This window comes from Nostoc sp. LEGE 12454 (assembly GCF_056620565.1).
In genome coordinates this window covers 1-23,658 of the sequence record NZ_JBWQXL010000056.1, presented here as the reverse complement: position 1 = coordinate 23,658, position 23,658 = coordinate 1, and the positions used below count along the sequence as shown (strand labels likewise).

Below are 23,658 nucleotides of genomic sequence, written 5' to 3'. Positions count from 1 at the left end.
AAATTTTGCTGAGAAATCTGTAAGAAGTTTCTAAGGAAAATATCAGTTTTTTAGATATCAATCCTTATCTATTCATAATTCTTAGATGAATTATTTAAGCAATAATCAGTTTAAAGTTCAAGCCAAGAGCTATATTGCTGATTGAGGCATTGAGGATGAGGAATTGAAATCATGAAATTAAGACATTTATTAATACTGGGCTTGTCTTCTCTTGTCATGGTTGGCTGCGTCCCCGAAGTATCAAAGAACCAGGCTAATGAAAGTCCTATAGCTGTGAATGCCTCTGTTCCCGTGTCTTCAACTCAGGCGAAACCGTTAGCCAAGTCAGCACAATCTCCAAATTCAACTGCTATGAAGTCAGGCACATTTGTTTCTGGAGAACAAAAAACTCAAGGGAAAGTTAGTATTACCACTAAAGACGGCAAATCATTTCTAGAGCTTGATGACTCATTTAAGACTTCTGAATCAGGGCCAGATTTAGTAATAATTTTGCATCGTTCAGATAACGTGATTAATTCAACTAAGCCACCATCGTATCCTTTAACAAACGGAGATTATTTTATCATAGCTCCGTTGCAAAAATATAGTGGCGCTCAAACATATTCCATTCCTAAAAACATTAATTTAGCAGACTACAAATCCATTGCTATCTGGTGTCGCAAGTTTAATGCTACTTTTGGCGCTGCTAGTTTGAGTTAGTAAATATTAACCAACAACAGAAAAATCAATCACCAGCAGAAAGTTTATGAAACTAGAAGGAAAAGTTGCCCTAGTAACTGGGAGCAGTCAAGGAATTGGACAGGGAATTGTTCTCGGTCTAGCTCAAGCAGGGGCGAATGTGGTAATTAATTATCGTTCTCACCCAGAAGGAGCAGAGGATACTTTAGCAAAGGTGGAGGCGATTGGTGGTAATTGTCATATAGCTCAGTGTCCCAAATCTCATGGTTATACAGTTCAAGCAGATTTGGGTAGTGTCGATGAAGTACGCCAACTGATTGCAGAAAGTATTAACCATTTCGGCAAGCTAGATATTTTGGTAAACAATGCTGGCATTGAAAAACACGCACCATTTTGGAATGTTACAGAAGCAGATTACGGCGCTGTAATGAATGTCAATTTAAAAGGTGTTTTCTTTGTCACTCAAGCCTTTGTACAACACCTGATTGAAACTAAACGAACTGGAAAAATTATTAATATTAGTTCCGTGCATGAAGAACTGCCATTTCCCAATTTCACAGCTTACTGTGCTAGCAAAGGTGGAATGAAAATGCTCGCTCGTAACTTAGCTGTTGAGTTGGGTGCTTTGGGGATTACGATTAATAATGTTGCGCCAGGAGCAATAGAAACTCCGATTAATACTAAGCTGTTGAATGACCCAGAAAAGTTGGGTGCGCTATTAAAAAATATTCCGCTTGGTCGCTTGGGTCAACCACAAGATGTTGCTTCTTTAGTGAAATTTTTGGCTTCTGACGATGCTGACTACATTACAGGTAGCACCTTCTTTGTGGATGGTGGACTACTTTGGAACTATCAAGAACAGTAGGGAGAAAAACTATGTCAGATTCATCCTTATTTATTCCAGTTATCCTTGGTACTTCTCGTCAAGGTCGCCAGAGTGAACACGTTGCTAAATTTATTGTTGAGCAGGTTGCACTACGCGATCGCTTAGAAACCGAATTGATCGATATTAGAAATATAGCGATCGCTAATGATGATGCAGGTGAACCACTCAAAGACCCTGAATTTTCTGCAACAATGGAACGGGCAGATGGATTAATTATCGTTGCACCAGAGTATAACCACGGTTATCCAGGTTTACTCAAACACATACTTGACACCTGCCTCAAAGAATACATTCATAAAGCCGTTGGGCTGTGCGGCGTTTCCGCAGGCCCCTTTGGTGGTACAAGGGTAATCCAAAACCTTTTACCTGTGATGCGGGAGTTGGGGCTAATGACTATTTTCTACGACCTCAACTTTAGCAACGTTCAAAAACTATTTGATGAGTCGGGCAATTTGATTGACAAACCAACCTACATTCGTCGTATGGAAAAGTTTATGGACGAATTGGTTTGGATGTCAACTGTCCTAAAATATGGGCGACAAGAAGTCAGTCTGGAGAAAAAAGATAATATCCAAGTTAACACCCATGCCAGTAAACCCTGCCCGGAAATAGCTGCTCGGATGGGTGCAGATGCAATGGATACCGTCCTGCAAGTAAGTCGTAATGTCCAGACTGGTGAAGTGAAAGCTACCCCAGTTACTTAAATTCCAATTTTGCTTGACTCTAGAACACCGATTCAGTAATAAAAAACGAGACTGAGACATCCAATTTTTACGCCTTTTAAAACCAAATTTTCCTTGTTACAACCCAAAGAAACCGAGATTTTTCGTCATAACTCTGAATACTAGACTTCTTGCAAAAGTCCTTCTTTGCGTATCCTTCTCTGCGCCTCCGAGGTATGGTCTGGAAATTATTCCTCCACCTGCTGAATCTTCGCAGATATAGTCCAACATCACTAAAAGTATTAGACAGGAGACAACGATGCTAGAAAGTCTGGGAAGAATTAAGAATCCACTAGTCAGAAGTATAGCCGCAGCAGCTACAGTTGGTTCGGTAATTACCTTATCTGCTGCTGTTGTAATTGGAGTAACCAATGCCAAAGCTAAATCTGCCTATCAATTTGGTGTCTATTCCTCACTGTTTGGAACAGCTAGTGGTGCAGTATTTGGCTTAGTTTATACAAGCAAAGCAAGTGGAAACAAATCTACTCCAGACCTCAAAGCATCAGATAGTCATGTTTGGCAAGATTGGCGAAATTTTGTTGTTGTTCGTAAGGTGAAGGAGAGCGAAGAAATTACCTCTTTCTATTTACAACCTGAAGATAAAGGGGAAATTCCCAACTTTCAACCAGGCCAATTTTTAACCATCAAACTTGATATACCTGGACAGGATAAGCCTGTAATTCGTACTTACTCGCTTTCAGATTATCCTGAAAACTGTGAATACTATCGCCTCTCAATTAAGCGGGAACCTGCACCGAACGGATTAGATGTTATGCCCGGTATAGCATCTAATTTTATGCACGATCACATTCAGGAAGATTCAGTAATTCTAGCAAAACCACCAAACGGTAAATTTGTTTTAGATGTGCAGAAATCTATCCCCGCAGTGTTGATTAGCAATGGGGTGGGAGTTACGCCGATGATTAGTATGGCGAAAGCTTGTACTCTTCTTAATCCTACTCGTCCTATTTGGTTTGTACATGGTGCTAGAGATGGTAAATTCCATGCTTTTCGGGATGAAGTGAGGGAAATTTCTCGACAAAATCATAATCTGAATGTGCATTTTCGCTATAGTCGTCCTACACCTGAAGATAGAGGTAAATACCACAGTGTTGGTTATGTTGATGCTGCTCTGATTCAAGAGTTAGTAAGACAAGAAGCTGAGTATTTTCTGTGTGGTTCTACATCTTTTATGCAGTCCATAATGCAAGGGTTGAAGGAATCGGGAGTACCTGACAGTAGAGTATTTTTTGAATCTTTCGGTAAACCGATGAAAAGTCAGTCTGAGAAACAAACTGCGATCGCAACTGGAGATGAAAGATTTGCAGAAATTGTCTTTGCCAAATCTGGCAAAACTTTGACATGGCAACCTAGTGATGGCACTATCCTAGAATTTGCCGAAGCCAATGATATTAATCCACCTTTTAGTTGTCGTGTAGGTGTTTGCGGTACTTGTATGTGTAAAATCCGCGAAGGTGTAGTTGCTTACCAAGAAGAACCAACTGCAACAACTGATCAGGGTTCGGTGTTGATTTGTATTTCTCAACCTGGAACGTCAAAATTGGTGTTGGATATTTAATAAATTCCTCTAATAATCAAGTAATATCAAGCATATTATCTATCAGGCTTAATATCGGTACAAAATTTTATTAGAGGAGATATGAAATTGTGCAAGTTATCTCAGTCAACGTAGGACTTCCCCGTGAAGTGCTTTGGAAGGGCAAAACAGTTACAACTGGGATTTTTAAAGAACCAGTTGAGGGACGAGTGATGATGCGATGCCTTCTCTACGAGAGGCTTCGCCAACGGCGGGCGTAGCCATCGCTCAACTTAGATGGAGATAGACAAGCTGATTTGAGTGTCCACGGGGGGAAAGACAAGGCAGTTTATGCTTATCCATTCGAGCATTACGACTATTGGCGGCGCAAGTTACCTGACATGGATTTGCCTTGGGGAATGTTTGGTGAAAACCTTACTACAGTTGGGCTGTTAGAGGATGAGGTTAATATTGGCGTTCACGAAGTGTGCGCGATAGCGCTCTCGCTTCCGAATCGGTAGCGCAGAGGTAATGGTGACTCAACCTCGAATGCCTTGTTATAAACTGGGAGTCAAGTTTGGACGGGCTGATATAGTTAAACAGTTTTTAGATAGCCGCCTAACGGGGTTCTACTTTTCGGTGCTGCAAGAGGGTAAAGTCGGAAATGGTGATACTTTATCGTTAATCAGTCGAGACTAAAATAATGTTACTGTTGCTGACATTACCCGACTTTATGCACGGGAAACACACGACTTAGAACTGTTACACCGCGCCGTACAAGTTGAGGCGTTACCTACAGGTTGGCGAGACTACTTTCAGCAGCAAATCGAGAAGTTTAAAAGATGAATTTTATTAATGTTATAATTAGTAATAAAACGCTCTAATTATTTTATAAAAGCAATTTTCTCAGAGTTAATAAAACTTCCTATACTTTTATAACATAGATAACACACAAAGTAATAGCGTGATGCCCTACATTCAGCGCACGCTTCATCTCATCAGTGTCAGAAGACAAGGAACTATAATATTCAGGCTTTGGTACTAAATGCCGATGATGGTGAATGACTCTAAAGTAATCTGATGCGCGTTCTTGATCATTTTCTCGACCTTCAGGAAACGGGACTTTATTTTCTAATTCGTAATCACTCCAGTCAATTTGTAAGGTTGTTTCGATAGCAGGAACTTCACCATAAAATCGTCCCCAACCTCCATAGCCTGATGGCGGATGATTATATTGTTTAACATACTCCATGAATTGTTTTTCATCATCAACTAGCGCAATCTGGCATAATACAGACATAATTTCACCCGGTGAGTTTTACTTCAAAAAAATTATTACTTGCGTTTCACTCTCATTTAGTTCGGTTATACTACTTCGCTACTGCATTTAACTCTGCATTAAATATGCAGCAATCTCTCGATTGGCTATGCGTTGCATTTTAGTTTCTAAACTTTGTCTATCAATCGTTTCTATTGTGGCAAGTGAAGCACCTTTATCCTTCAACCATCTTTTAGCTGGTTCTGTAAAATATGACGTAGTTACGAAAAAGCCTTTATCAATTTTGTCTCCTGCTAAAGTTGCAACAAACTCCTTAACCTTTGGCTCTCCAACTGGATTAAGCTGTCTTTTAACTTGAACATAAGCAACTGTGGGAACACCGTCTATCTCTTGCCTTGCAATAATATCTTTACCTCCATCACGAGTTTTTTTCATCCTCTCAACAGTCCAACCTTCTTCAACAAAAATTGCAGATATAAAGTCTTCAAATTGATGGGGATCAAGTAAGTTTTCCATTAATATGTTTCTACGTAAAAAATAATTGCATAATAAACCAGGAGAAAGCTTCGTGATACCAACTCTTTTTTTCAGTTGTTTTGATAAACCAGCTTTTTCTTCAACCAATTTCCCTAGTTGGCAGTCAGCATTAAAAGGCAAAGTCCAAAGGAGCTTTCCCAGTGTTCTTGAATCAGCATTGGATGATTCCGTTATCTCTTGCTGTATATTTGCTGCTGTGTCACGAGTCCAATGATTTATTCGATAATTTTCTGTTCCATTTTCTGAGTATAAGTCAGAAGGATAAAACGCATAAGCTAGTTGCAAAATTTGAGTATTTTCTAAACATTTCTGCCATAGATTATGCAACATATCATCATATTTAAGCTTAATCATAGAATTAATCTCTGGAAAAAGCTTAAGCCACAAAAGTGCCATTTTTTCACGGTTACAGGGATTTTCTAAGTTCAGTAAATCACTTCTTCGCAGAAAACGTAGTACTTCTATGGGAATATTATCTTCATCCTCATCAAGAATACGTTTCTCATAGGGATGAAAGCCAAGCATTAAATCAAACCGATCAGAAATTTCTGGATCAACAGCAAACGAAGCAGTTATTTCTACGTATTTATGTTTTTCTTGATCGATGTGTGATGAAAACTTTACCATACTTTACTCAGGACAAAACAATTAGAGGCTTTGATATATGTAACTATGATAAGTGATGCTTATCTATGTAGACAGTATCTCATAGATAATATTCATTACAAGTACACTCTTATCAAAGTAAAACAGTTTAGATTACTAATAAAACTTAATATAAATTTTTCCTGAGTTTATCCTAGATTTTTATTTATCAATTCACCTAGCAAATTTTAATCAAAATATCAGCCCCATCTTTGATAAAAACGTGATACTCAATATAGCAAATTAACTCAACTAAAGTGCAGATATGCAGAGGGTGAGATGATGACAACTCCAACCCAAGAAGAAATCAGATTAGCAGAAGCCCAAAATCAGATAGCCCATTGGCGCAGATGGGGGCCATATTTAAGCGATCGCCAATGGGGAACAGTACGCGAGGACTACAGCCCCAACGGGACTGCATGGGACTATTTCACCCACGATCAAGCCCGTTCTCGCGCCTACCGTTGGGGTGAAGATGGAATTTTTGGGATTTCTGATAATCATCAGCGACTTTGTTTTGCGATCGCTCTTTGGAATGGTGAAGATTCTATTCTCAAAGAAAGAATTTTTGGCCTAACTGGTAGTGAAGGTAATCACGGTGAAGATGTTAAGGAATATTACTTTTATTTAGACAGCACTCCCACACATTCATATATGAAAGCGCTGTATAAATATCCTCATGCAGCCTTTCCCTACTCTCAATTAGTTGCAGAAAATCAACGCCGAAATCGTCAAGAGCCAGAATTTGAACTCCTAGATACAGGTGTATTTGATGACAATCGCTATTTTGATGTTTTTGTGGAGTATGCCAAGCATTCTGCTGAAGATATTCTCATTCAAATAACAATAGTCAACAGAGGTACAGAAGCTAAGACATTGCACCTGTTACCTACCCTCTGGTTTCGCAATACTTGGTGTTGGAATGGAGATGCAGATAAACCTACTTTAAAAGAGATTAAATCAGATAATAGCTTCAATATCATTGAAGCATCTCACCCAACTTTAGGAAACAGGTGGTTGTATTGTCAGGAAGCAACAGAGGTTATATTTACAGACAACGAGACAAATTATCAGCGATTATTTGGTTCTCTCAATACATCCGCTTATGTGAAAGATGGCATTAATGACTACATCGTAAATGGTCAAAAATCAGCAGTTAATCCCGATAAAATTGGGACAAAAGTATCTGCTGATTATGTGTTAACAGTTGGAACAGGTAAAACTAAAACTATTAAATTGCGGCTCAGTAATACACCCAATTTACTTGAGCCATTTGGTAATAAATTTGAGGCAATTTTTAGTAAGCGACAACAAGAAGCTGAGGAATTTTCTCAACGTATTACTCCATATCCTCTGAGTGAAGATATGCGAAATGTGCAGCGCCAAGCATTTGCTGGGATGCTGTGGAGTAAGCAATTTTATCACTATATTGTAGAGAATTGGTTGAAAGGCGATCACAACACACCAACACCCCCAGCAGAACGGCAAAATGGTAGAAATCAAGAATGGTTCCATCTCTACAATGAAGATATTCTCTCTATGCCTGATAAGTGGGAATATCCCTGGTTTGCGGCTTGGGATTTAGCATTTCATACCATTCCTTTGGCAATGATTGATCCAGATTTTGCAAAGTACCAATTGGATGTTCTCACACGGGAATGGTATATGCATCCTAATGGGCAAATCCCTGCTTATGAATGGGCATTTGGTGATGTTAATCCCCCTGTTCATGCTTGGGCAACTTGGCGCATTTATAAGATTGAGCAGAAGATTTACGGGCGAACAGACCGACAGTTTTTAGAACGGGTTTTTCAAAAGCTGATGCTCAATTTTACTTGGTGGGTGAATCGTAAGGATGCTGAGGGGAATAATGTCTTTCAAGGAGGATTTTTAGGATTAGATAATATTGGCGTATTTGACCGCAGTGCAGCCCTTCCTACAGGTGGACATATTGACCAATCTGATGGTACTAGTTGGATGGGTATGTACTGTTTAAATATGTTAGCGATCGCTCTAGAATTAGCCAAGAGTAATCCTGTTTATGAAGACATTGCCACCAAGTTCTTTGAGCATTTTCTTTACATAGCCGATGCGATGAATAAAATTGGCGAAATGGAAGCCAGTTTGTGGAATGAATCAGATGGATTTTACTACGATGTTCTACATTTACATGAACAGCAGATTACCTTAAAAGTCCGGTCAATGGTGGGATTAATCCCCCTATTTGCGATTGAAAGCATTGAACCAGAAACCTTAAAGATGCTTCCTGGCTTTAAGAAGCGGCTGGAATGGTTTATCCAAAACCGTCCTGACTTACGGCAAAATGTAGCTTGTATGGAAACAAAAGGAATTGGTGCGAGAAGATTATTAGCAATTGTTTCACGGGATAAATTAAGAAGTATTCTGCAAAAAATGCTCGATGAAAGTGAGTTTTTCAGTCCTTACGGTATTCGCGCAGTTTCCAGATTTCATGCCGAACATCCCTATACTTTTGATGTCAATGGTTCCCAATTTCGTGTAGATTATGAACCTGCTGAATCTAGCAGTGGTTTATTTGGTGGTAATTCTAACTGGCGCGGCCCTATTTGGTTTCCGGTGAATTTCTTACTAATTGAATCTCTGCAAAAATTCTATTATTACCTGGGCGATGATTTCAAGGTGGAATGTCCTACCGGCTCTGGTAAGATGATGACACTTTGGGAAATTGCATGTGAATTATCTCAAAGATTAACTAGAATTTTCTTGCAAAATTCCTCTGGTCAACGTCCTGTTTATGGTGGGATACAGAAGTTTCAAAATGACCCGCACTGGCAGAATTTAATCTTATTCCATGAGTATTTTCATGGTGATAATGGAGCCGGAATTGGCGCTAGTCATCAGACTGGATGGACAGGTTTAGTTGCTCAACTTATTCAGCAATTTGGTGAATATGAAGCACAACATCAGGAACCAAAAATTGAGCAGGATAAAAAGGCGATCGCTATAGCATAAATCCGCCTAAATCACTGCTTTCATAACAGGAGATCGGGCTATAAGTTTGCATATCGAGCTTTTCTATACCTCAACGAAGAGGCAGGGAGTAGAGGGAAATGACCCCAACCGAGAGCCGTAAAACAGAGCGGAACATAAGTCTGAGTGCCCCCACTTCTTACAAGTAGTTCTCGTACCCTACGGGATTGAGCGCAACAGGTGGGGTGGTCACTGAGCACAGCCTCTCCAAGAGTTGTGTCGAATCCCCTTTCTGTTCTGTCCCCCCTGCTCCCTTGCCTCTTTTTCAATCCAAAAATAAATTAAGGAGAGCAATAAATTGAGGATTCAACAAAAAGAAGATTCTCGCTTTCGCTGGATTAATTTACATTCGTCTCAGCTATCAATTCAGGAAGACACAGATATCATTCAAGGACTAAGCAATCAACCTAAAACCTTACCATGCCGTTACTTATACGATGACCAAGGCTCAGAACTATTTGAGCAAATTTGTGAACTGCCAGAATACTATCCAACTCGCACCGAGCAAGCAATTTTAGAAACATCTGCCCTAGAAATCTCCCAAATGACAGGTTTATGTACCTTGATAGAACTAGGTAGTGGTAGTTCTCGCAAAACTCGCTTGTTGTTAGATGCCTACAGTCAATTTCAACAAGAACTGCAATATTTCCCCATTGATGTTAGTGCCGGAATTCTTCAAACTACTGCTTTAAATTTGCTTCATCAGTACCCGAAATTAAAACTTTGCGGTTTGGCAGGAACTTACGAACAAGCGCTAGCACAGCTTCCACCTGCTGAATTTGAGAATCGAATGTTAATTTTTTTGGGGAGTACGCTAGGGAATTTAAATGAGCAAGAATGCAGTGATTTTCTCGCTCAAATTCAACGAGCATTAAAACCTGGAGAATTCTTTTTATTTGGGGTGGATTTGCAAAAACCAATAGAAATTATCGAGGCAGCTTATAATGATTCCCAATCTATAACAGCAGCTTTTAATTTAAATATTTTGCACCATCTCAATCGACGCTTTCAAGGTAATTTTGAAGTCAACCAATTTGAACATTGGGCTTTCTACAACCCAGTAGCTCACCAAATTGAAATGCATCTACAAAGTCTCAAAAATCAAACCGCAGTCCTAGAAGCTTTGGATTATCAGGTTTCTCTCCAGTCTGGGGAAACAGTTCGTACCGAAATATCCCGCAAGTTTCATCTACCAACTTTAGTTTCTGTTTTAGAGAATCATGCACTCCAGCCATTACAAATCTGGTCAGATCCTCAAGGTTGGTTTGGGTTAATATTATGCCAACGTCAGATTACAACTCATGAATATCTATAAGCAGAAAAATACTTCTGCCCAAAGTTTTTATCGCCGAGTTGGGTTTGAAGATTGCTATCTAATGACAAAATAGCTGAATAAACTCGGTTCTTCGTCTATTAAATAAAGGAGTTCACAACCTTATGTCAATTCATAACTTTACTCTCTCCCGCCAGTTATTACGCAACTTGTCCATCATTTCGCTGACTGTTGTACTCCTATACGGTGCATCTCGTGTGATACTTTCTGCTCCCGCCACTGATATCTCGAATGCTGCACCGCAGGGAAAGCAAGTAGCGGTTTTCGCTGGTGGCTGCTACTGGGGAATGGAAGCGGTTTTTGAGCATCTATTAGGTGTTTCTGATGTTGTTTCTGGCTTTTCTGGGGGTGATGCAAGAACCGCAGACTACACACTTGTCAGTGCTGGATTAACTAATCATGCTGAATCAGTGAAAATCACCTACGATCCATCGAAAATATCATATAATCAGCTTCTAAAAGTCTACTTTTTGGTAGCGCATGACCCAACAGAGTTAAATCGACAAGGCCCAGACTCAGGTAAGCAATATCGTTCGGCGATCTTTTTTGCTAACGATGAGCAGAAACAGGCTGCACAAAAATATATCGCTCAACTCAACAAATCGCAAATCTTCGACAAGCCGATTGTGACAGAATTAGATCCTTTGAAAGGTTTTTATCAGGCTGCGGCATACCATCAGAATTATATAGTGCATCATCCGAGCGATCGCTATGTTGTAATGAATGACTTGCCGAAGCTGGCTAAACTTCAAGTAAAGTTCCCTGATATGTATAGCAAGTAAGGGGATTTACAGCATTCGACTCTTAACATCCCCTTGAACCAGTGAAAGATTAGCCTATCCTGTAAGATGCTCGTCCATGCTTCTTTTGATATTGCTGATGATACTCTTCTGCTCTATAGAATTGTGATGCAGGTACAATCTCCGTCACAATTGGATTTTTGTGATAACGAGAACTATTTTCAAGCTGCTCCTTGGAGGCTCTTGCTAATAATTCCTGCTCTGGTGTGTGGAAAAATATCACTGACCGATATTGAGAACCAACATCTAGCTCCTGATGGTTTGATGCTGTGGGATTGTGCTTATTCCAAAACACATTTAGTAGTTCATCATAAGATACTATTACCGGATTGTATTCCACTTCCACTACCTCAGCATGTCCAGTTTTTCCTCTACAGACATCTTCGTAAGTTGGATTATCAAAGTGTCCGCCACTGTAACCAACTGCTGTAGAAGTTACTCCTTTTACTTGACGAAATGCTGCTTCAACTCCCCAGAAACAGCCTGCTCCAAATGTCGCTTTTTGTAGATTAGCGTTTTGCATATTTTTGATAACTATTTTGTGATAATTTTAAATGAAACTCATCAAATCAGACAGATACTTTATAAGGAAATATTTTCTAAATCCTGCCTGATTTATTTTAATTATTAGAATTACAGATTATCCTGATACGAGTATGATATAAAGCTGAATATTATCTAAGAATTGGAAAAAATAGTTAAATCTAAAATTAATATACTACTACAGTACGGCGTAAATAAAACACCCATTCCAAATCAATGAAAGGCTTGCAGTATCCGAATTACGAACTTGTACTGAGCGTAGCCGCCGTACCACTTCGTGGAAGCAAGTACACGTAGCGTATCGTAGAGAAGTATTACGAATTACGAATTACGCCAAGCGGTACTAGCTTTTGCTAACTATAGGAATATTTCTTAGAATACTCACTATTTCAATTGGGTCTAACCGTTTAGTATAATCTGCATCAACAAAAGCATAAACGATTTTTCCGTCTCGATCGACTACAAATGTAGCTGGAATAGGTAGTTCAAAAGACTCATCTCCATTGTATCTAGGTAACACATGACCCTTTGACTCTAATATAGGTCTTAGATACTCCGGGATTTGAAACACAATTCCAAATTGACGAGCAATCATATTGCTGCGATCGCTTAATACTTCATAAGTTAGTTCATGTTTTTCTACAGTTGATATAGTATGACGAGTAGTTTGAGGTGAAATAGCAATTATTGATGCTCCTAATGTTTTAATTGCAGGTAATGCTTGTTGGAGTCCTGCTAGTTCCAAGTTACAGAAAGGACACCAAGAACCTCGAAAAAAGGAAATAACTACAGGCCCACTAACTAGTAGTTTTTGTAATTCTACTGCTTGACCGAAAGCATTAAGTAGAATGAAATTAGGAATAATATCTCCTACCTTTAAAGTTTGGTCAATTATACCTGAAGAAATTAGCTCATTTTTGATAGACTCTGTAAAATTCATCGTAATTTTCCTGAAAGTTAACTTATACTTTTATGTACCTTTCTAGAGAAATACTGTTGCAGTGAATTTACTGAAATACTAAAAGTAGACCCTTGGATTTGCATTACTGGGATAATTGCTTTAGGTTCCAAGGCATGATTATCATCTACTATTCATGTTGTTTTTATACACGTTAAGCCATCAGTTCAATAAGGTGATTACCTACACCGACCGTAGGTCATCGCATCATCTCTTCAATGGGGACTAAAATTTGTCGCAATCAAGAAATTTGGGAAAGTCTGTACATTTCGGCCCAAAGTTATCTCAATCAGCACTTGGTGAAAATTGTCAATTCCGCCAAGCGTGAAGAATTAACGCTCACACAAGGCTAAAATCTCCACTAAATAATTACAGCCAGCAGATTTCAAGTCAGGTGAACTACACCAAGTGTTCTGCGGCGGGGACACCCGGTGCTTGAAAGCATAGAAGAAAGGCGCAGGCGAATTTATTCTCTACGAGACGCTGCGCGTTAAGCGTAGCTATGCCGCAGGCTTTACGCCGTCCCCATTCTTCAATTCCCATGCTTAAGTTAACGGTAGTTCAGCACCGGAGTCTTCCCCAAAAAGCCAATCGCCATCACTGTTTGAATTTACCTCGCCATCCACTTGAAGATTTAAAGAAGGCACCAACTGTTCAATTTGGCTTTCAAGCCGGGAGAGCGCCAGCGCCAAAGAAGCAAGTTGCTCCCTATCCTTCTTAATTTCATTTGAAATCCCCACCCGCAATTGATTTAACCGCTCCTGGAGGGTATGCACTTCTGTTTTGGTCGCAGAGGGAATACTCACTTTCTCTGACAAGGCGGCGATTTGAGCTTTCAAAGCTTCAATTTCAGCAGCAGTTGCACTATCTGCACTATTGGGACTCTCTTCTACAAGTGCATTTCTAATACAATCCAGCACAAACTCCTTAAAAGTTAAGCGCAAATCCTCAGCACGCTGCTTGGCCTGCTTCACCAACTCCCGGTCTTCTTCTGACAGAAGTTTTATATTTATCTGCGGATATTCCACCAGTCCCTCGCGCTTTTGTTGTGGAGAAGTGAGAAGTGAGAAGAGTAGGGGAAGTGGGGGAAGTAGGGGGAGGAAAATGATTAGTGCTTCATCAACCAAGATTGCGAATGATTAATCATATTGACTAATCCACTCAAAATCTGGTTATAGGTTCCGTAGAGTTCTCGACCAATCTCAACATTCAAATAACCACATTTAACACTAAACTCTATCCAAGTTTGGGTTTCGGCTGCTTCTGCCTGTCTACGACACGCTCCGCGAACACAATCATTCAATTTTGCGACGAAAGCTGCCTCATATCGACGCTTCCTCCATGCCTCAGCTAAATTCGCACACACAGAGCGAGATAGCGAAGCGTTAGCGACGTTAGGAGCGTCTGAGCGACGAATTTGATCGGTAAGCGAATACCTTTCCTCCACAGGAAACTTTTTCGATAATTCAAAAATTTGCATCGCCATATCAAATGCCATCTTATAAATTTCTAAATCTTGATGCTTTCTAACCAGTTCTTTAACCATTTGCTTCTCTGTCTAATATTTACTCACTCCCCCTACCTCCCCATCTCCCCCGACTTCCCCTACTCTTCTCACTACCATCATCGCATACGGGATATCCGCGTATATACGATATAGATGATTCTAGATGGGCAATTGGATCGTGTCTGGGAAACAACTATCATAAAGATACCGGGAATTGTCATTCTCGGCATCATAATCATCAGTGGGGGTTGGGGATTTATCTTATGGAAAATTTACCTGTATTAAGCGTGGAATCACTTGCTGTGGAGGTGGTGACTCTGCCGCTTGATGAAGCCCGGGTTGCGCTTGTGGATTATTATTTTCCCAACCGCCAGAGAATTAATTCGACGGAGCAGCTAATTGAGCTATGGGTGCATTCTGTCACTATTAAAAGTGACCAAACGCGACGGGCATATCGGCAAATTGGTTATGAGCTTGCTGATTATATGCAGTCGCGGTTTGGGATATCTGATTTGAGGATGGTAACGTTATTCCATCTACACGCAAATCTTGCTTGGCTGAAAGATGAAAAGCCAGTACGGGGACAGAAAAATACTTATGGAATTAGTAAAAATACTGCGGCTAAATACACGGCGGCGATTAAAAGTTTGTGGGAGTGGGGTACTAGAGCTTCTATTGGTTATTTTGCTATCGACTTGGGCAAGGACTTAAGTATCCAGTGGGACGATAAGCTCGCAGAGCGCATTCTGTCGGAACGCGAGATTGCTAAGTTGGAAAAAGCGGCGATTGAAGTAGATTTGCAACACAACACTAATAAGATGCATTGGTTGCTGTTGACTCTCGTCTTTTACAGTGGAGTGAGGGCGGGAGAAATTGCGCGGCAAACTTCTGATTATGGTAAGCGCATAGTTACGCCGGGGTTATTTTGGCGGCAGTTTCGGGAGGATGGAGATTGTCTGTTATTAACTGTGACGGGGAAACGAAATAAAACCAGAACCATTAGTCTCGATCCGGAGACGAGTGCGGTGCTACTGGATTACCGTGGCGATGCCAGCAATGATCAGCCGGTGTTTCCTAGTCCCAGTCGGCGGGATAGGGGTAAACCTCTAAGCGATCGCGGATTGCGGTTAATGATGGCGGAAATTTCTGCTTGTGCGGGAATTAAGTTCAGCGCCCACTTTCTGCGCCACACTCATGCGACGCTGGCTAAGAAAAATGGAGCTTCTGATTTTGACTTGCAAGCAGATTTGGGCCATGCTTCGCCGGCGACGACTGCAAAGTACATTCACCATGTCGGGCGTGTTGGGACTTCTCACGCACTGCGTAAAAAAAGCAAACATCGGTAAAGTGCGATTCGTTGTTTAGAGAATCACGGTAAACAGTCCGTACATATCTAAACCAGGACTTCTTAACACAAGTTAAGAAACTGAACTATCAGATTGATATAGGTGGAAGTCCTATCCGCGAGATTCTAGCGTGACTCCTTATCTGCCCACACTGACCAAGCTCAATTCTTGGAGGGTGAAGCTGGGAACAGGGCACAATCAGACAATTGTTAAGAATTGACACTGGTGCTAATGGGGAGTTCCTACGGTGAAATTGAACCTAGAAAAGTGACTTAATGTTGAGCGAGGCTTAACAACAAAACCCTCGACTTCATTAGAGATTAAACCCGCTGCTACTTTTACCATAAACAGCAAGAATCCAGGGTTTCTAATAGTCAAATTGGTTACACCTAACGGAACGTAATAATCATCTGAAGGAACGAATAAAAACGATTTAAGAGTCCTAAAAATGTCGATTTTAGGTAGGTAAGATGAGATACGGAACTCTCTTAGGTCGGGTAGGATACGGCGTAATTGCTGTAAGGTATTCAGAAAACACTTAATGGAGAAGAGCATGATTAGGCACAGTGAATACACTAGTGAATCTTGGAAGAATCTACCTTGGAAGAAATTCCGGAAAGATTTACTCCGCCTACAAAAGAGAGTGTTTAAAGCGGTTCAAGCAGGAAACAAGCGGAAAGCTCGGTTCCTTCAAAAGCTAATACTGAAATCCAAAGCGGCTAGATTTCTGTCAATTAGACTTGTATCTCAGCTAAACGCTGGAAAGAAAACAGCAGGTATTGATGGGGTCAAATCCCTAGATTTTGCAGGGCGTTTCGAGTTAGAAACTCTACTGAGAAAATCAGCAGGTGATTGGAAACATCAAGAACTTAGAGAGGTTCCTATCCCTAAAAAAGACGGAACCACTCGAATGCTAAAAATTCCAACTATCGCGGATAGGTGTTGGCAATGCCTCGCCAAATACGCTTTAGAACCAGCACACGAAGCAACTTTCCACGCTAGAAGTTATGGTTTCAGAACAGGACGCTCGGCACATGACGCCCAGAAGTACATTTTTGACAACCTAAGCTCCCATGCCAACGGAATAGATAAAAGGGTTATGGAACTCGATATCGAAAAATGTTTTGATAGAATTTCTCACTCCACCATAATGGAAAACCTTATTGCACCTAAGAATATCAAAATCGGTATCTTTAGATGTTTAAAAGCCGGAATCAACCCCGACTTTCCAGAACAGGGAACACCACAAGGGGGAGTAGTAAGTCCTCTATTAGCTAACATCGCTCTAAACGGAATTGAAAGTATCCACAGAGTTCATATAAACTCAAATAAAAGGCTTACTGACAAAACAGTTAAGAGTCAAATAGCACATCCATCCGTTCGGTACGCCGATGATATGGTAATTGTACTAAGACCTCTAGACGATGCTGAAGAGATACTAAGAAACATTGATGATTTCCTAGCTAAAAGAGGAATGAAAGTAAGCGCCAAGAAAACCAAGATAACCGCCGCGACAGATGGATTTGACTTTCTAGGTTGGCACTTCAAAGTGAGAAACGACGGAAGACTTTTAGTAACTCCCTCAGTGGATAACTTTAAGAAATTTCGGGAGAAAATCAAGAAAATCGTTAACTGCTCGAATTATGGTTCTAAGGTAAAAGCCGCGAAGCTAGCACCTATAGTAAGAGGCTGGAGAAATTACCACAGGTTCTGTGATATGTCTGGGGCAAGGTTCTCACTTTGGTTCATGAATGAACGAACCCGCTCGGTATTCAACAAGGAAACAAAGAACACCAAAGAGTCAAGCGTCAAGCTTACTCAAAAAGCGTTCCCAACCGTCCCTTATTCCGTCAACTCACACGTCATGGTATCAGGAAATAAATCCCCATTTGACAGTGAATTAGTCTACTGGAGTCAACGCAACAGTAAACTATACGATGGGATTACCTCCAAAACCTTACAAAAGCAGAACCATTCATGCGGTCATTGTGGAATGAAATTGACAAGTGATGAGCGAGTCCATCTACACCACATAGATGGTAATCATGATAACTGGAAAACTAAAAATCTTCTGGCAATCCATGAGTCCTGTCATGACTATTTACACATGAGCAAAAGGGTAACTCCCTAAGAATATCGGGAGCTGGATGCACGGAAACGGGCACGTCCAGTTCTAACTGAGAGGTGCGGGAGATAATACTCCCCATCGACTCAACCAAAGCAATCGCCACCGATTCATGGCGGGTACGCCATCGCGCTCATGCGCTCCAAAATGATAGTGTCAAGGTAGTTATCTTTTCGGGATGACGCGCTTATTCGGTTGCGTCCAGTCCCGGTTAACCTAGATAGTACCTAGACATGAGCCAAACAGGGAAAAACAAGAAACTGGCATCTTTTAACTGCGACCAAAAGATGTGGGAGCAGTTTATTGCCCGTTGTAAGTCGAAAGGGACGACGGCAACAGCCACGCTCACCCAATTTATCGAACTCTACCTAGATGATCTAGATAACCTTGATGCAATTGGTGGCGATAATTTAGATAAACGCTTGGACTCTAAGATTAAGGCAAGTGTTGAGGAGTACTTAGTCACTAGTAACAATATTAACCCCAGTCCTACGAATGAAACGATATTAGCTATTTGCTCACGACTTGATAAGCTGGAGTCACAGTTTTCAAGTGAATCTAGCAACGAAACTGGAGCAATCCATAATCTCGCCGATTTATCAGAAAAAATTGAGGGGATAACAGCCCGAATGACACAGTTTACTGAGGCGATTATTAAAATTCAAAATCATCTCAACAATCAACAAAAGCGGGGCAATAAATCGTACAACAACAATTCATCATTCATTGTGCATACTCCCCGAATGCAACCATTAAGCGAAGAAGGTTTAGCTTCAAGACTTGGTGTAAGTCAAGAAACTGTACGCGAACAGCGAATTAAGCTGCACCCACCGCTTTTTGTGGCATGGTGCAAGGGCAAGGATAAATCGGGTATGGGATGGGAATTTAACGAAAATACGGGGTTATATCATTCGGTAAGTTAGTATTTTTATTAATTTTAAATACGCCTACACACTTGTTGATTTTTGGCATAACACCAGTTTAATTTCTCTCACAAGTGCTATAATTTTCCTGCTCAAAAAAATAGCAGCTTTAAATATTAATATTATTGAAAGCGTAATAAATATTCTTTTGTACTTAGGAGATAGTTAGGCGATCGCTTTCTGCCTCACCACTTCTCAATCACTTTTAGTCCTGATTCTATTGTTGGTATAAAAGCTGTCTGTACTATACTCATCAAAGCTCTAAACAGGTTTCTGTGCCACAAATACTACCTTAAGAGTACTTAATCGATTAGAATTACCTCATGTTGTTGCTCTCTCAAGTATTTTCATGAGTACCAGCCGCTATCCCCAGAATTGGAAAGAAATCGCCACCTCTATCAAAGAATCTTTTGATTGGCGCTGTACTAGATGCAATCGCGTTTGCCTGCGTCCTGGACAAAAGCCACCAGAGCTAACTTTATCCCAGCGCCGAGTCTATACACTTCAGGTACACCACTTTAATTTTGATCCTTCTGACAATCGCTTAGAAAATCTTGCCCCGTTATGTAGTGGATGTCATCTTTACTACCATCGATTCCGACGAGGCAATATTTCTCCTGGTCAATTGTCATTGTTCAAATGAGTGATGCACGAACATTACAGAACCTTGATGAACGCACCCTGGCAGTACATGAAGTGCGACGGCGTACCCGCCCGCCAAGAATGCGATAAGCGAAGCTTAAGCCTTCGGCTATCGCAAATCTCTGCTTTGGGGACTTTGCCCAACTTATACTGTTACTTACAATATTATGGAAATCAGAATTTTAAAACTTATACTTAATATAAATTGTATATTTAACAACAAGCTACTGTTGGCGGTTGTTAGTTAACTGTCAATTAACAACTATTGATATATACCAATGCTTTCGCCAGTATTTCAAACGTGTCTTCCCAGAGAAGAAATTTTAGCCGGGGAACTCTCCCCCGAATTATTCGCCGCCAAGCTACGACTGGTTGTGGAAGGGAAAGCGCCGCAAGTCTACCAAGACCCCACAGCCTTTTTCGCCAATACATTTGCTACCGATGGTTTGAAAACCCTAATTTCTGAAGTGTTCGGGCGGTTGGTAGGGGAAGCTGTCGGTTCTCCTATTATTCGACTGGAAACCAGCTTTGGTGGTGGTAAAACCCACGATGAAATTGCTTTGTGGCATATTGCTAAACATGGACGAGAGATTTCTGGACTAGACCGTTTTGCAAATTTAAATTTAATTCCAGATCGACCCATTCAAGCAGCTGCGATCGCTTGCCAAGACCTCGATCCAGTTAACGGTGTTTACCATGCGGACACTGGCGTTACCACATATACCCTTTGGGGAGAAATTGCTTATCAAATTAATGGTGTAGCAGGTTATAGCTTGCTTAAAGGTTCTGACGAACAGCGAGTCAGTCCAGGCACAGTGGTTTTAGAAAGGATAATCCAAGGGCAACCCACAGTCATTATCATCGACGAAATTGCCTCATACCTGAGAAAAGCCAAGGCTACTCTAGTTGGTAACAGCAACTTAGCTGGACAGGTAGTTGCTTTTTTATTCGCTCTCATGGATTTAGCAGCATCTTGTAATAATTTAGTATTTGTTTACACGCTGGCTTCCTCCACTGACAGTTTTGGCGAAGAAACCACCGAAATCCGGGAAACCATTTCCGCTAGCGCTAGGCAAGAGCGGATCATTAAACCCAGCACTGATATTGAAATTTACAATATAGTTAAACAGAGGATGTTCAGCAGCATTGAAGCTAACGCTGCCAATAATGCTTCAAAAGAATATTTACAAACTTATAAAGCTAGTCGGATTAATTTACCAGATGGTTGCAAAGATGCACGCTATGCCGATAGTATCGAGCAGAGTTATCCCTTCCACCCGGAATTATTTAATCTCCTGACTAAAAAGATTGCCTCCATCCCAAACTTCCAACGCACCAGAGGCGCTTTGCGGTTATTTGCTGGAGTTATACGTTATCTGTGGCAAAATGCTGACGGTTCACAGTTAACTGTTGACGGTTCACGGTTGACGGTTAACCGGAAAAATACAGTCAACAATCAACAGTCAACAGTCAACAGTCAACAGTCAACAAATTGGATACCGCTAATTCATTCTCACCATATTCCTGTTGGTATTGAAGAAGAAATCACCAGTGATTTAACTGCCCGTTTGGAACGTCCTTTGATGCGGATTACGATCCAAGCAGACATTTACAACAAAGATGGTAGAGAGGCACACGCTCAGTTACAAGATGCAGAATGGAAAGCTGCTGGTAAACCTCCCTTTTCAACCTGGGTAGCTCGGACTATTTTTTTGCATTCCATCACTCAAGGTATATCGGCGGGGATTCGTCGCGCCGAATTAAATTTATCTTTGTTGACACCAGGGCTAGAAATTGGTTTTGTTGATACTGCCTTAGAAAGGTTGAGTGAAGTTGCTTGGTACTTGGAAAATGATCCAATGACAACTTTGGCTCGTTTCAAGGAAGAACCATCAATCAATAAAATTATTGCCGAAGAAAAAGCTCAAGTTGGAATTACCGAGGCAAAGGATGATTTACGAAGTCGCCGCGATGCCATTTTTGCTAATAGACTACTCACCTTAGTTATTGCACCGGAATCACCAGCAGATGTGGATGATGTGTCCGATAGTATTGCCTTGTGTTTAATTGACTTCAACGAGGCGACTATTTCTGTAACTACCGAAGGGCCACCGCCAATGGTGGAGAAAATTTTTAATGAAACAGGTGAGTCGGGTAAATTCCGTACTTTTAGAAATCGTTTGTTATTTTTAGTCGCCAACAGGCAAGAATTAGAACGAGCAATTGACAATGCTAGGGAGTTTCGGGCTATTCAAAATATTCTAAATTCTCCTAATCGCTTGCAAGATTTATCAGAAAATCAGCAGAAACAACTCAAAGATAAAAAAGGTTCTCTTGATTTAGGGGTAAGAGTATCTTTAACAAATGCCTACCGCCATTTATTTTACCCTGCTAATGACCCAGTAAAAGCTCCCAAGGGTTTGATGCACTATACCCTTCCCGCCCAAGATTCTAGCGATGTGAAGGGTAAAAATAATCAACAAGATGTCATCTTAAAAGCACTGAAAGATTGTCAAAAAATTCGTGCTGATGACGCACCATCCTACGCCCCTGCTTATATTTTGCAGAAGGTATGGCTGTCTGGGTTAAACCATTGGACAACTAAAGCATTAAAAGAAGCTTTCGCTAAAGACTTGAGTTTAAATATATTTGTCGATGCCGAAATCTCAAAGCTGCGAGATACCATCCGCCAGGGGTTGCAGACTGGTAGTTGGGATATGAAGGTGGGAGAAAAGCTGTTTATTAAAACCGATGACGGGAAGTTTACCCTACCTGACTCCATAGAATTTTCTGAACGGATGGAACTCTACCGCCGGGGAATTTTGGAACCACCGAAACCGCGAGAAATTGAACTGAATGCTCAAGTCTTGTCCAGTACAGAATCGGTAAAACCTGTGCGGATACGGTGGAAAGCATCGGGGGCTTTGGCGATTAAGCTGTATCAAGATGGGAATTTGGTTACAGGGGAGTTTCGCCCTAGTGATGAACATGAGACAGCGATCGCTAAAACCACAACTTTCAAAATTGTAGCTGACTACGGCAATGGCGAAGTAGAGGAGAGGGAAACCCCAGCAAGCATCTTAACCTACGGTACTGGTACACCCCGCACACCTAACGGTAGCGAAAAAATTGGCGATGACTGGAATGATTTATCTCTGTTTAAAGCTAAACCGGAAGAATTTGACTTGGAGGGAACACTCGATCGGGTGTTTAATGAATTAGGCGATCGCATTCAAGATCATCAAGTTCAGGGTATCCAGTCGTTGGAAATTTCCGTTGGGCAAGTAATGGACTACCGCAAGTTGATGACGGCTTTCCCTATGTTGATCAAGCTACCCTTGCAAATCGACCAAACCGCAACTATTACTGTTAATGAACAGTTTATCCGGTTAGAGTATCAAGGGCCAGTCAAAGGATTTCAGAGTTTTCAGGGGGCTGTTAACACTTTGCTAAGTAGCCCGGATGTAAAAGCTGACGTGTCCCTGAAGCTAGTATTTGAATTTTCATCTCCAGTGCAACCAAACGGCGCAGAAATCAGTACTATCAAAGGTGCCCTTAATCGTAACCCGGTTGAACGGCTGAACTTGATGGCTAAAGTGACTTACTAAAGATGCAAGAGTTTCAACTGCGAGTGGTTCCTACAGACAATAATAACTTTGCCCTTGAGTTGTACCAGTGTGCCTATAAAAAGGCTGGAGAAAAAAAGAGGGCAGCAGCCAAGTGCATTGGGCGACTAAAGGGCAATGCTTTAGTGCAGGCGAAACAGGCAATATATAATTGCTTGAAAGGTAACAATTACGACCCAAAAACCCTAAGTCATAGTCGCCAGTCACCTTACGTTCTTGATGAAGAGTCGGGAGTAAACTTAGCACTGTTGTTTCAAGTATTGCAGCCTCTCTCTAAACCAGAACGGATTGCTAATATTACTGCTGGGATTACAGCGATGAGTAATGAGGAGTCCCATTACTGGTTTTCTAAAGTGAGTAATGGGCGGCGGAGTGCTGCATTAAAGGCTATTCGAGTGTTGCTTGGTGATAGTTAAGTTCAAATAATTCTCTCTATGTCGGGTAGGGCAGGGGCATTTCTGCCCCTTTCCCCCCTAAGAACCGTGCTTACAAGTTTCCAAGTACACGGCTCAAGCAAGTCATTTGCTAACAGATTAGTACTTCTAGTTGAAAGGAGTGTTTC

The 23,658-nt window shown here is 41.0% G+C and carries 23 protein-coding genes and 1 pseudogene; 18 read left to right on the top strand and 6 right to left on the bottom strand.

Features of this window, described 5'->3' with window-relative positions:
- Window positions 1-171 precede the first annotated feature (171 nt).
- From AC1F2U_RS30855 to AC1F2U_RS30820, 8 genes are all read left to right on the top strand, one after another.
- Window positions 172-699, top strand: coding sequence for a DM13 domain-containing protein (locus AC1F2U_RS30855; protein ID WP_480264584.1), 528 nt, complete (start codon window positions 172-174; stop codon window positions 697-699).
- Between the two features lie 46 nt (window positions 700-745).
- Window positions 746-1,543, top strand: a complete 798-nt coding sequence (locus AC1F2U_RS30850) for an SDR family NAD(P)-dependent oxidoreductase (protein WP_480264583.1) — start codon at window positions 746-748, stop codon at window positions 1,541-1,543.
- A gap of 11 nt (window positions 1,544-1,554) precedes the next feature.
- The gene (locus tag AC1F2U_RS30845; protein ID WP_480264582.1) at window positions 1,555-2,268 is read left to right on the top strand and encodes an NADPH-dependent FMN reductase; all 714 of its coding nucleotides are present in this window, start codon (window positions 1,555-1,557) and stop codon (window positions 2,266-2,268) included.
- A gap of 277 nt (window positions 2,269-2,545) precedes the next feature.
- The gene (locus tag AC1F2U_RS30840) at window positions 2,546-3,865 is read left to right on the top strand and encodes a 2Fe-2S iron-sulfur cluster-binding protein (RefSeq protein WP_480264581.1); all 1,320 of its coding nucleotides are present in this window, start codon (window positions 2,546-2,548) and stop codon (window positions 3,863-3,865) included.
- 89 nt (window positions 3,866-3,954) lie between these two features.
- Window positions 3,955-4,104 (top strand): hypothetical protein, encoded by a 150-nt coding sequence (locus tag AC1F2U_RS30835; protein WP_480264580.1) that lies wholly within the window; start codon window positions 3,955-3,957, stop codon window positions 4,102-4,104.
- A gap of 36 nt (window positions 4,105-4,140) precedes the next feature.
- Window positions 4,141-4,344: an MOSC domain-containing protein gene (locus tag AC1F2U_RS30830; protein ID WP_480264579.1), complete on the top strand. Its 204-nt coding sequence runs from the start codon at window positions 4,141-4,143 to the stop codon at window positions 4,342-4,344.
- Window positions 4,345-4,354: 10 nt separating this feature from the next.
- Entirely contained in the window at window positions 4,355-4,522 is a 168-nt protein-coding gene (locus AC1F2U_RS30825) for an MOSC domain-containing protein (protein ID WP_480264578.1), read from the top strand.
- A 21-nt stretch (window positions 4,523-4,543) separates the two neighbouring features.
- Window positions 4,544-4,669 carry a 3-alpha domain-containing protein gene (locus tag AC1F2U_RS30820; RefSeq protein WP_480264598.1) on the top strand — a complete coding sequence of 42 codons (126 nt, stop codon included), beginning with the start codon at window positions 4,544-4,546 and terminating at the stop codon, window positions 4,667-4,669.
- Between the two features lie 79 nt (window positions 4,670-4,748).
- Here the strand turns inward: AC1F2U_RS30820 and AC1F2U_RS30815 are convergent, their stop codons facing one another.
- Both AC1F2U_RS30815 and AC1F2U_RS30810 read right to left on the bottom strand, forming a co-directional pair.
- The gene (locus AC1F2U_RS30815; RefSeq protein WP_480264577.1) at window positions 4,749-5,123 is read right to left on the bottom strand and encodes a hypothetical protein; all 375 of its coding nucleotides are present in this window, start codon (window positions 5,121-5,123) and stop codon (window positions 4,749-4,751) included.
- Between the two features lie 87 nt (window positions 5,124-5,210).
- Window positions 5,211-6,266 carry a restriction endonuclease gene (locus AC1F2U_RS30810; protein ID WP_480264576.1) on the bottom strand — a complete coding sequence of 352 codons (1,056 nt, stop codon included), beginning with the start codon at window positions 6,264-6,266 and terminating at the stop codon, window positions 5,211-5,213.
- A 300-nt stretch (window positions 6,267-6,566) separates the two neighbouring features.
- Between AC1F2U_RS30810 and AC1F2U_RS30805 the strand changes: the two genes are divergently transcribed.
- The 3 genes from AC1F2U_RS30805 to msrA (AC1F2U_RS30795) all read left to right on the top strand — a co-directional run bounded on the left by AC1F2U_RS30805 (window position 6,567) and on the right by msrA (AC1F2U_RS30795) (window position 11,408).
- Window positions 6,567-9,275 carry an MGH1-like glycoside hydrolase domain-containing protein gene (locus AC1F2U_RS30805; RefSeq protein WP_480264597.1) on the top strand — a complete coding sequence of 903 codons (2,709 nt, stop codon included), beginning with the start codon at window positions 6,567-6,569 and terminating at the stop codon, window positions 9,273-9,275.
- Between the two features lie 316 nt (window positions 9,276-9,591).
- The gene (gene egtD / locus AC1F2U_RS30800) at window positions 9,592-10,608 is read left to right on the top strand and encodes an L-histidine N(alpha)-methyltransferase (RefSeq protein WP_480264575.1); all 1,017 of its coding nucleotides are present in this window, start codon (window positions 9,592-9,594) and stop codon (window positions 10,606-10,608) included.
- 122 nt (window positions 10,609-10,730) lie between these two features.
- Window positions 10,731-11,408, top strand: coding sequence for a peptide-methionine (S)-S-oxide reductase MsrA (gene msrA, locus AC1F2U_RS30795; RefSeq protein ID WP_480264574.1), 678 nt, complete (start codon window positions 10,731-10,733; stop codon window positions 11,406-11,408).
- Between the two features lie 49 nt (window positions 11,409-11,457).
- Here msrA (AC1F2U_RS30795) and msrA (AC1F2U_RS30790) read toward each other — a convergent pair whose 3' ends face one another.
- Window positions 11,458-11,949 (bottom strand): peptide-methionine (S)-S-oxide reductase MsrA, encoded by a 492-nt coding sequence (gene msrA / locus AC1F2U_RS30790; RefSeq protein ID WP_480264573.1) that lies wholly within the window; start codon window positions 11,947-11,949, stop codon window positions 11,458-11,460.
- A gap of 363 nt (window positions 11,950-12,312) precedes the next feature.
- Window positions 12,313-12,909 (bottom strand): peroxiredoxin-like family protein, encoded by a 597-nt coding sequence (locus tag AC1F2U_RS30785; RefSeq protein ID WP_480264572.1) that lies wholly within the window; start codon window positions 12,907-12,909, stop codon window positions 12,313-12,315.
- A gap of 230 nt (window positions 12,910-13,139) precedes the next feature.
- Between AC1F2U_RS30785 and AC1F2U_RS30780 the strand changes: the two are divergent.
- Window positions 13,140-13,280: pseudogene (locus AC1F2U_RS30780) on the top strand (AIPR family protein); the annotation flags it as partial.
- Window positions 13,281-13,472: 192 nt separating this feature from the next.
- Here the strand turns inward: AC1F2U_RS30780 and AC1F2U_RS30775 are convergent.
- On the bottom strand, window positions 13,473-13,955 hold the full coding sequence (locus AC1F2U_RS30775) for a hypothetical protein (protein WP_480264596.1): 483 nt from the start codon (window positions 13,953-13,955) through the stop codon (window positions 13,473-13,475).
- Window positions 13,956-14,035: 80 nt separating this feature from the next.
- Window positions 14,036-14,473: a four helix bundle protein gene (locus AC1F2U_RS30770; RefSeq protein WP_480264571.1), complete on the bottom strand. Its 438-nt coding sequence runs from the start codon at window positions 14,471-14,473 to the stop codon at window positions 14,036-14,038.
- A 224-nt stretch (window positions 14,474-14,697) separates the two neighbouring features.
- On the opposite strand from AC1F2U_RS30770, the gene AC1F2U_RS30765 reads away from it, so the two are divergent.
- The 6 genes from AC1F2U_RS30765 to AC1F2U_RS30740 all read left to right on the top strand — a co-directional run bounded on the left by AC1F2U_RS30765 (window position 14,698) and on the right by AC1F2U_RS30740 (window position 23,512).
- Complete coding sequence (locus AC1F2U_RS30765) at window positions 14,698-15,780, top strand: tyrosine-type recombinase/integrase (RefSeq protein ID WP_480264595.1); 1,083 nt, start codon at window positions 14,698-14,700, stop codon at window positions 15,778-15,780.
- Window positions 15,781-16,333: 553 nt separating this feature from the next.
- Window positions 16,334-17,911 (top strand): group II intron reverse transcriptase/maturase, encoded by a 1,578-nt coding sequence (locus AC1F2U_RS30760; protein ID WP_480264594.1) that lies wholly within the window; start codon window positions 16,334-16,336, stop codon window positions 17,909-17,911.
- A gap of 227 nt (window positions 17,912-18,138) precedes the next feature.
- A complete protein-coding gene (locus AC1F2U_RS30755; protein ID WP_480264570.1) occupies window positions 18,139-18,828 on the top strand; it encodes a hypothetical protein in 690 nt (229 codons plus the stop codon).
- Window positions 18,829-19,177: 349 nt separating this feature from the next.
- The gene (locus AC1F2U_RS30750) at window positions 19,178-19,471 is read left to right on the top strand and encodes an HNH endonuclease (protein ID WP_094345565.1); all 294 of its coding nucleotides are present in this window, start codon (window positions 19,178-19,180) and stop codon (window positions 19,469-19,471) included.
- Between the two features lie 277 nt (window positions 19,472-19,748).
- On the top strand, window positions 19,749-23,078 hold the full coding sequence (locus AC1F2U_RS30745; RefSeq protein WP_480264569.1) for an ATP-binding protein: 3,330 nt from the start codon (window positions 19,749-19,751) through the stop codon (window positions 23,076-23,078).
- A gap of 2 nt (window positions 23,079-23,080) precedes the next feature.
- The gene (locus AC1F2U_RS30740; RefSeq protein WP_480264568.1) at window positions 23,081-23,512 is read left to right on the top strand and encodes a DUF7680 family protein; all 432 of its coding nucleotides are present in this window, start codon (window positions 23,081-23,083) and stop codon (window positions 23,510-23,512) included.
- The last annotated feature ends 146 nt before the right edge of the window (window positions 23,513-23,658 follow it).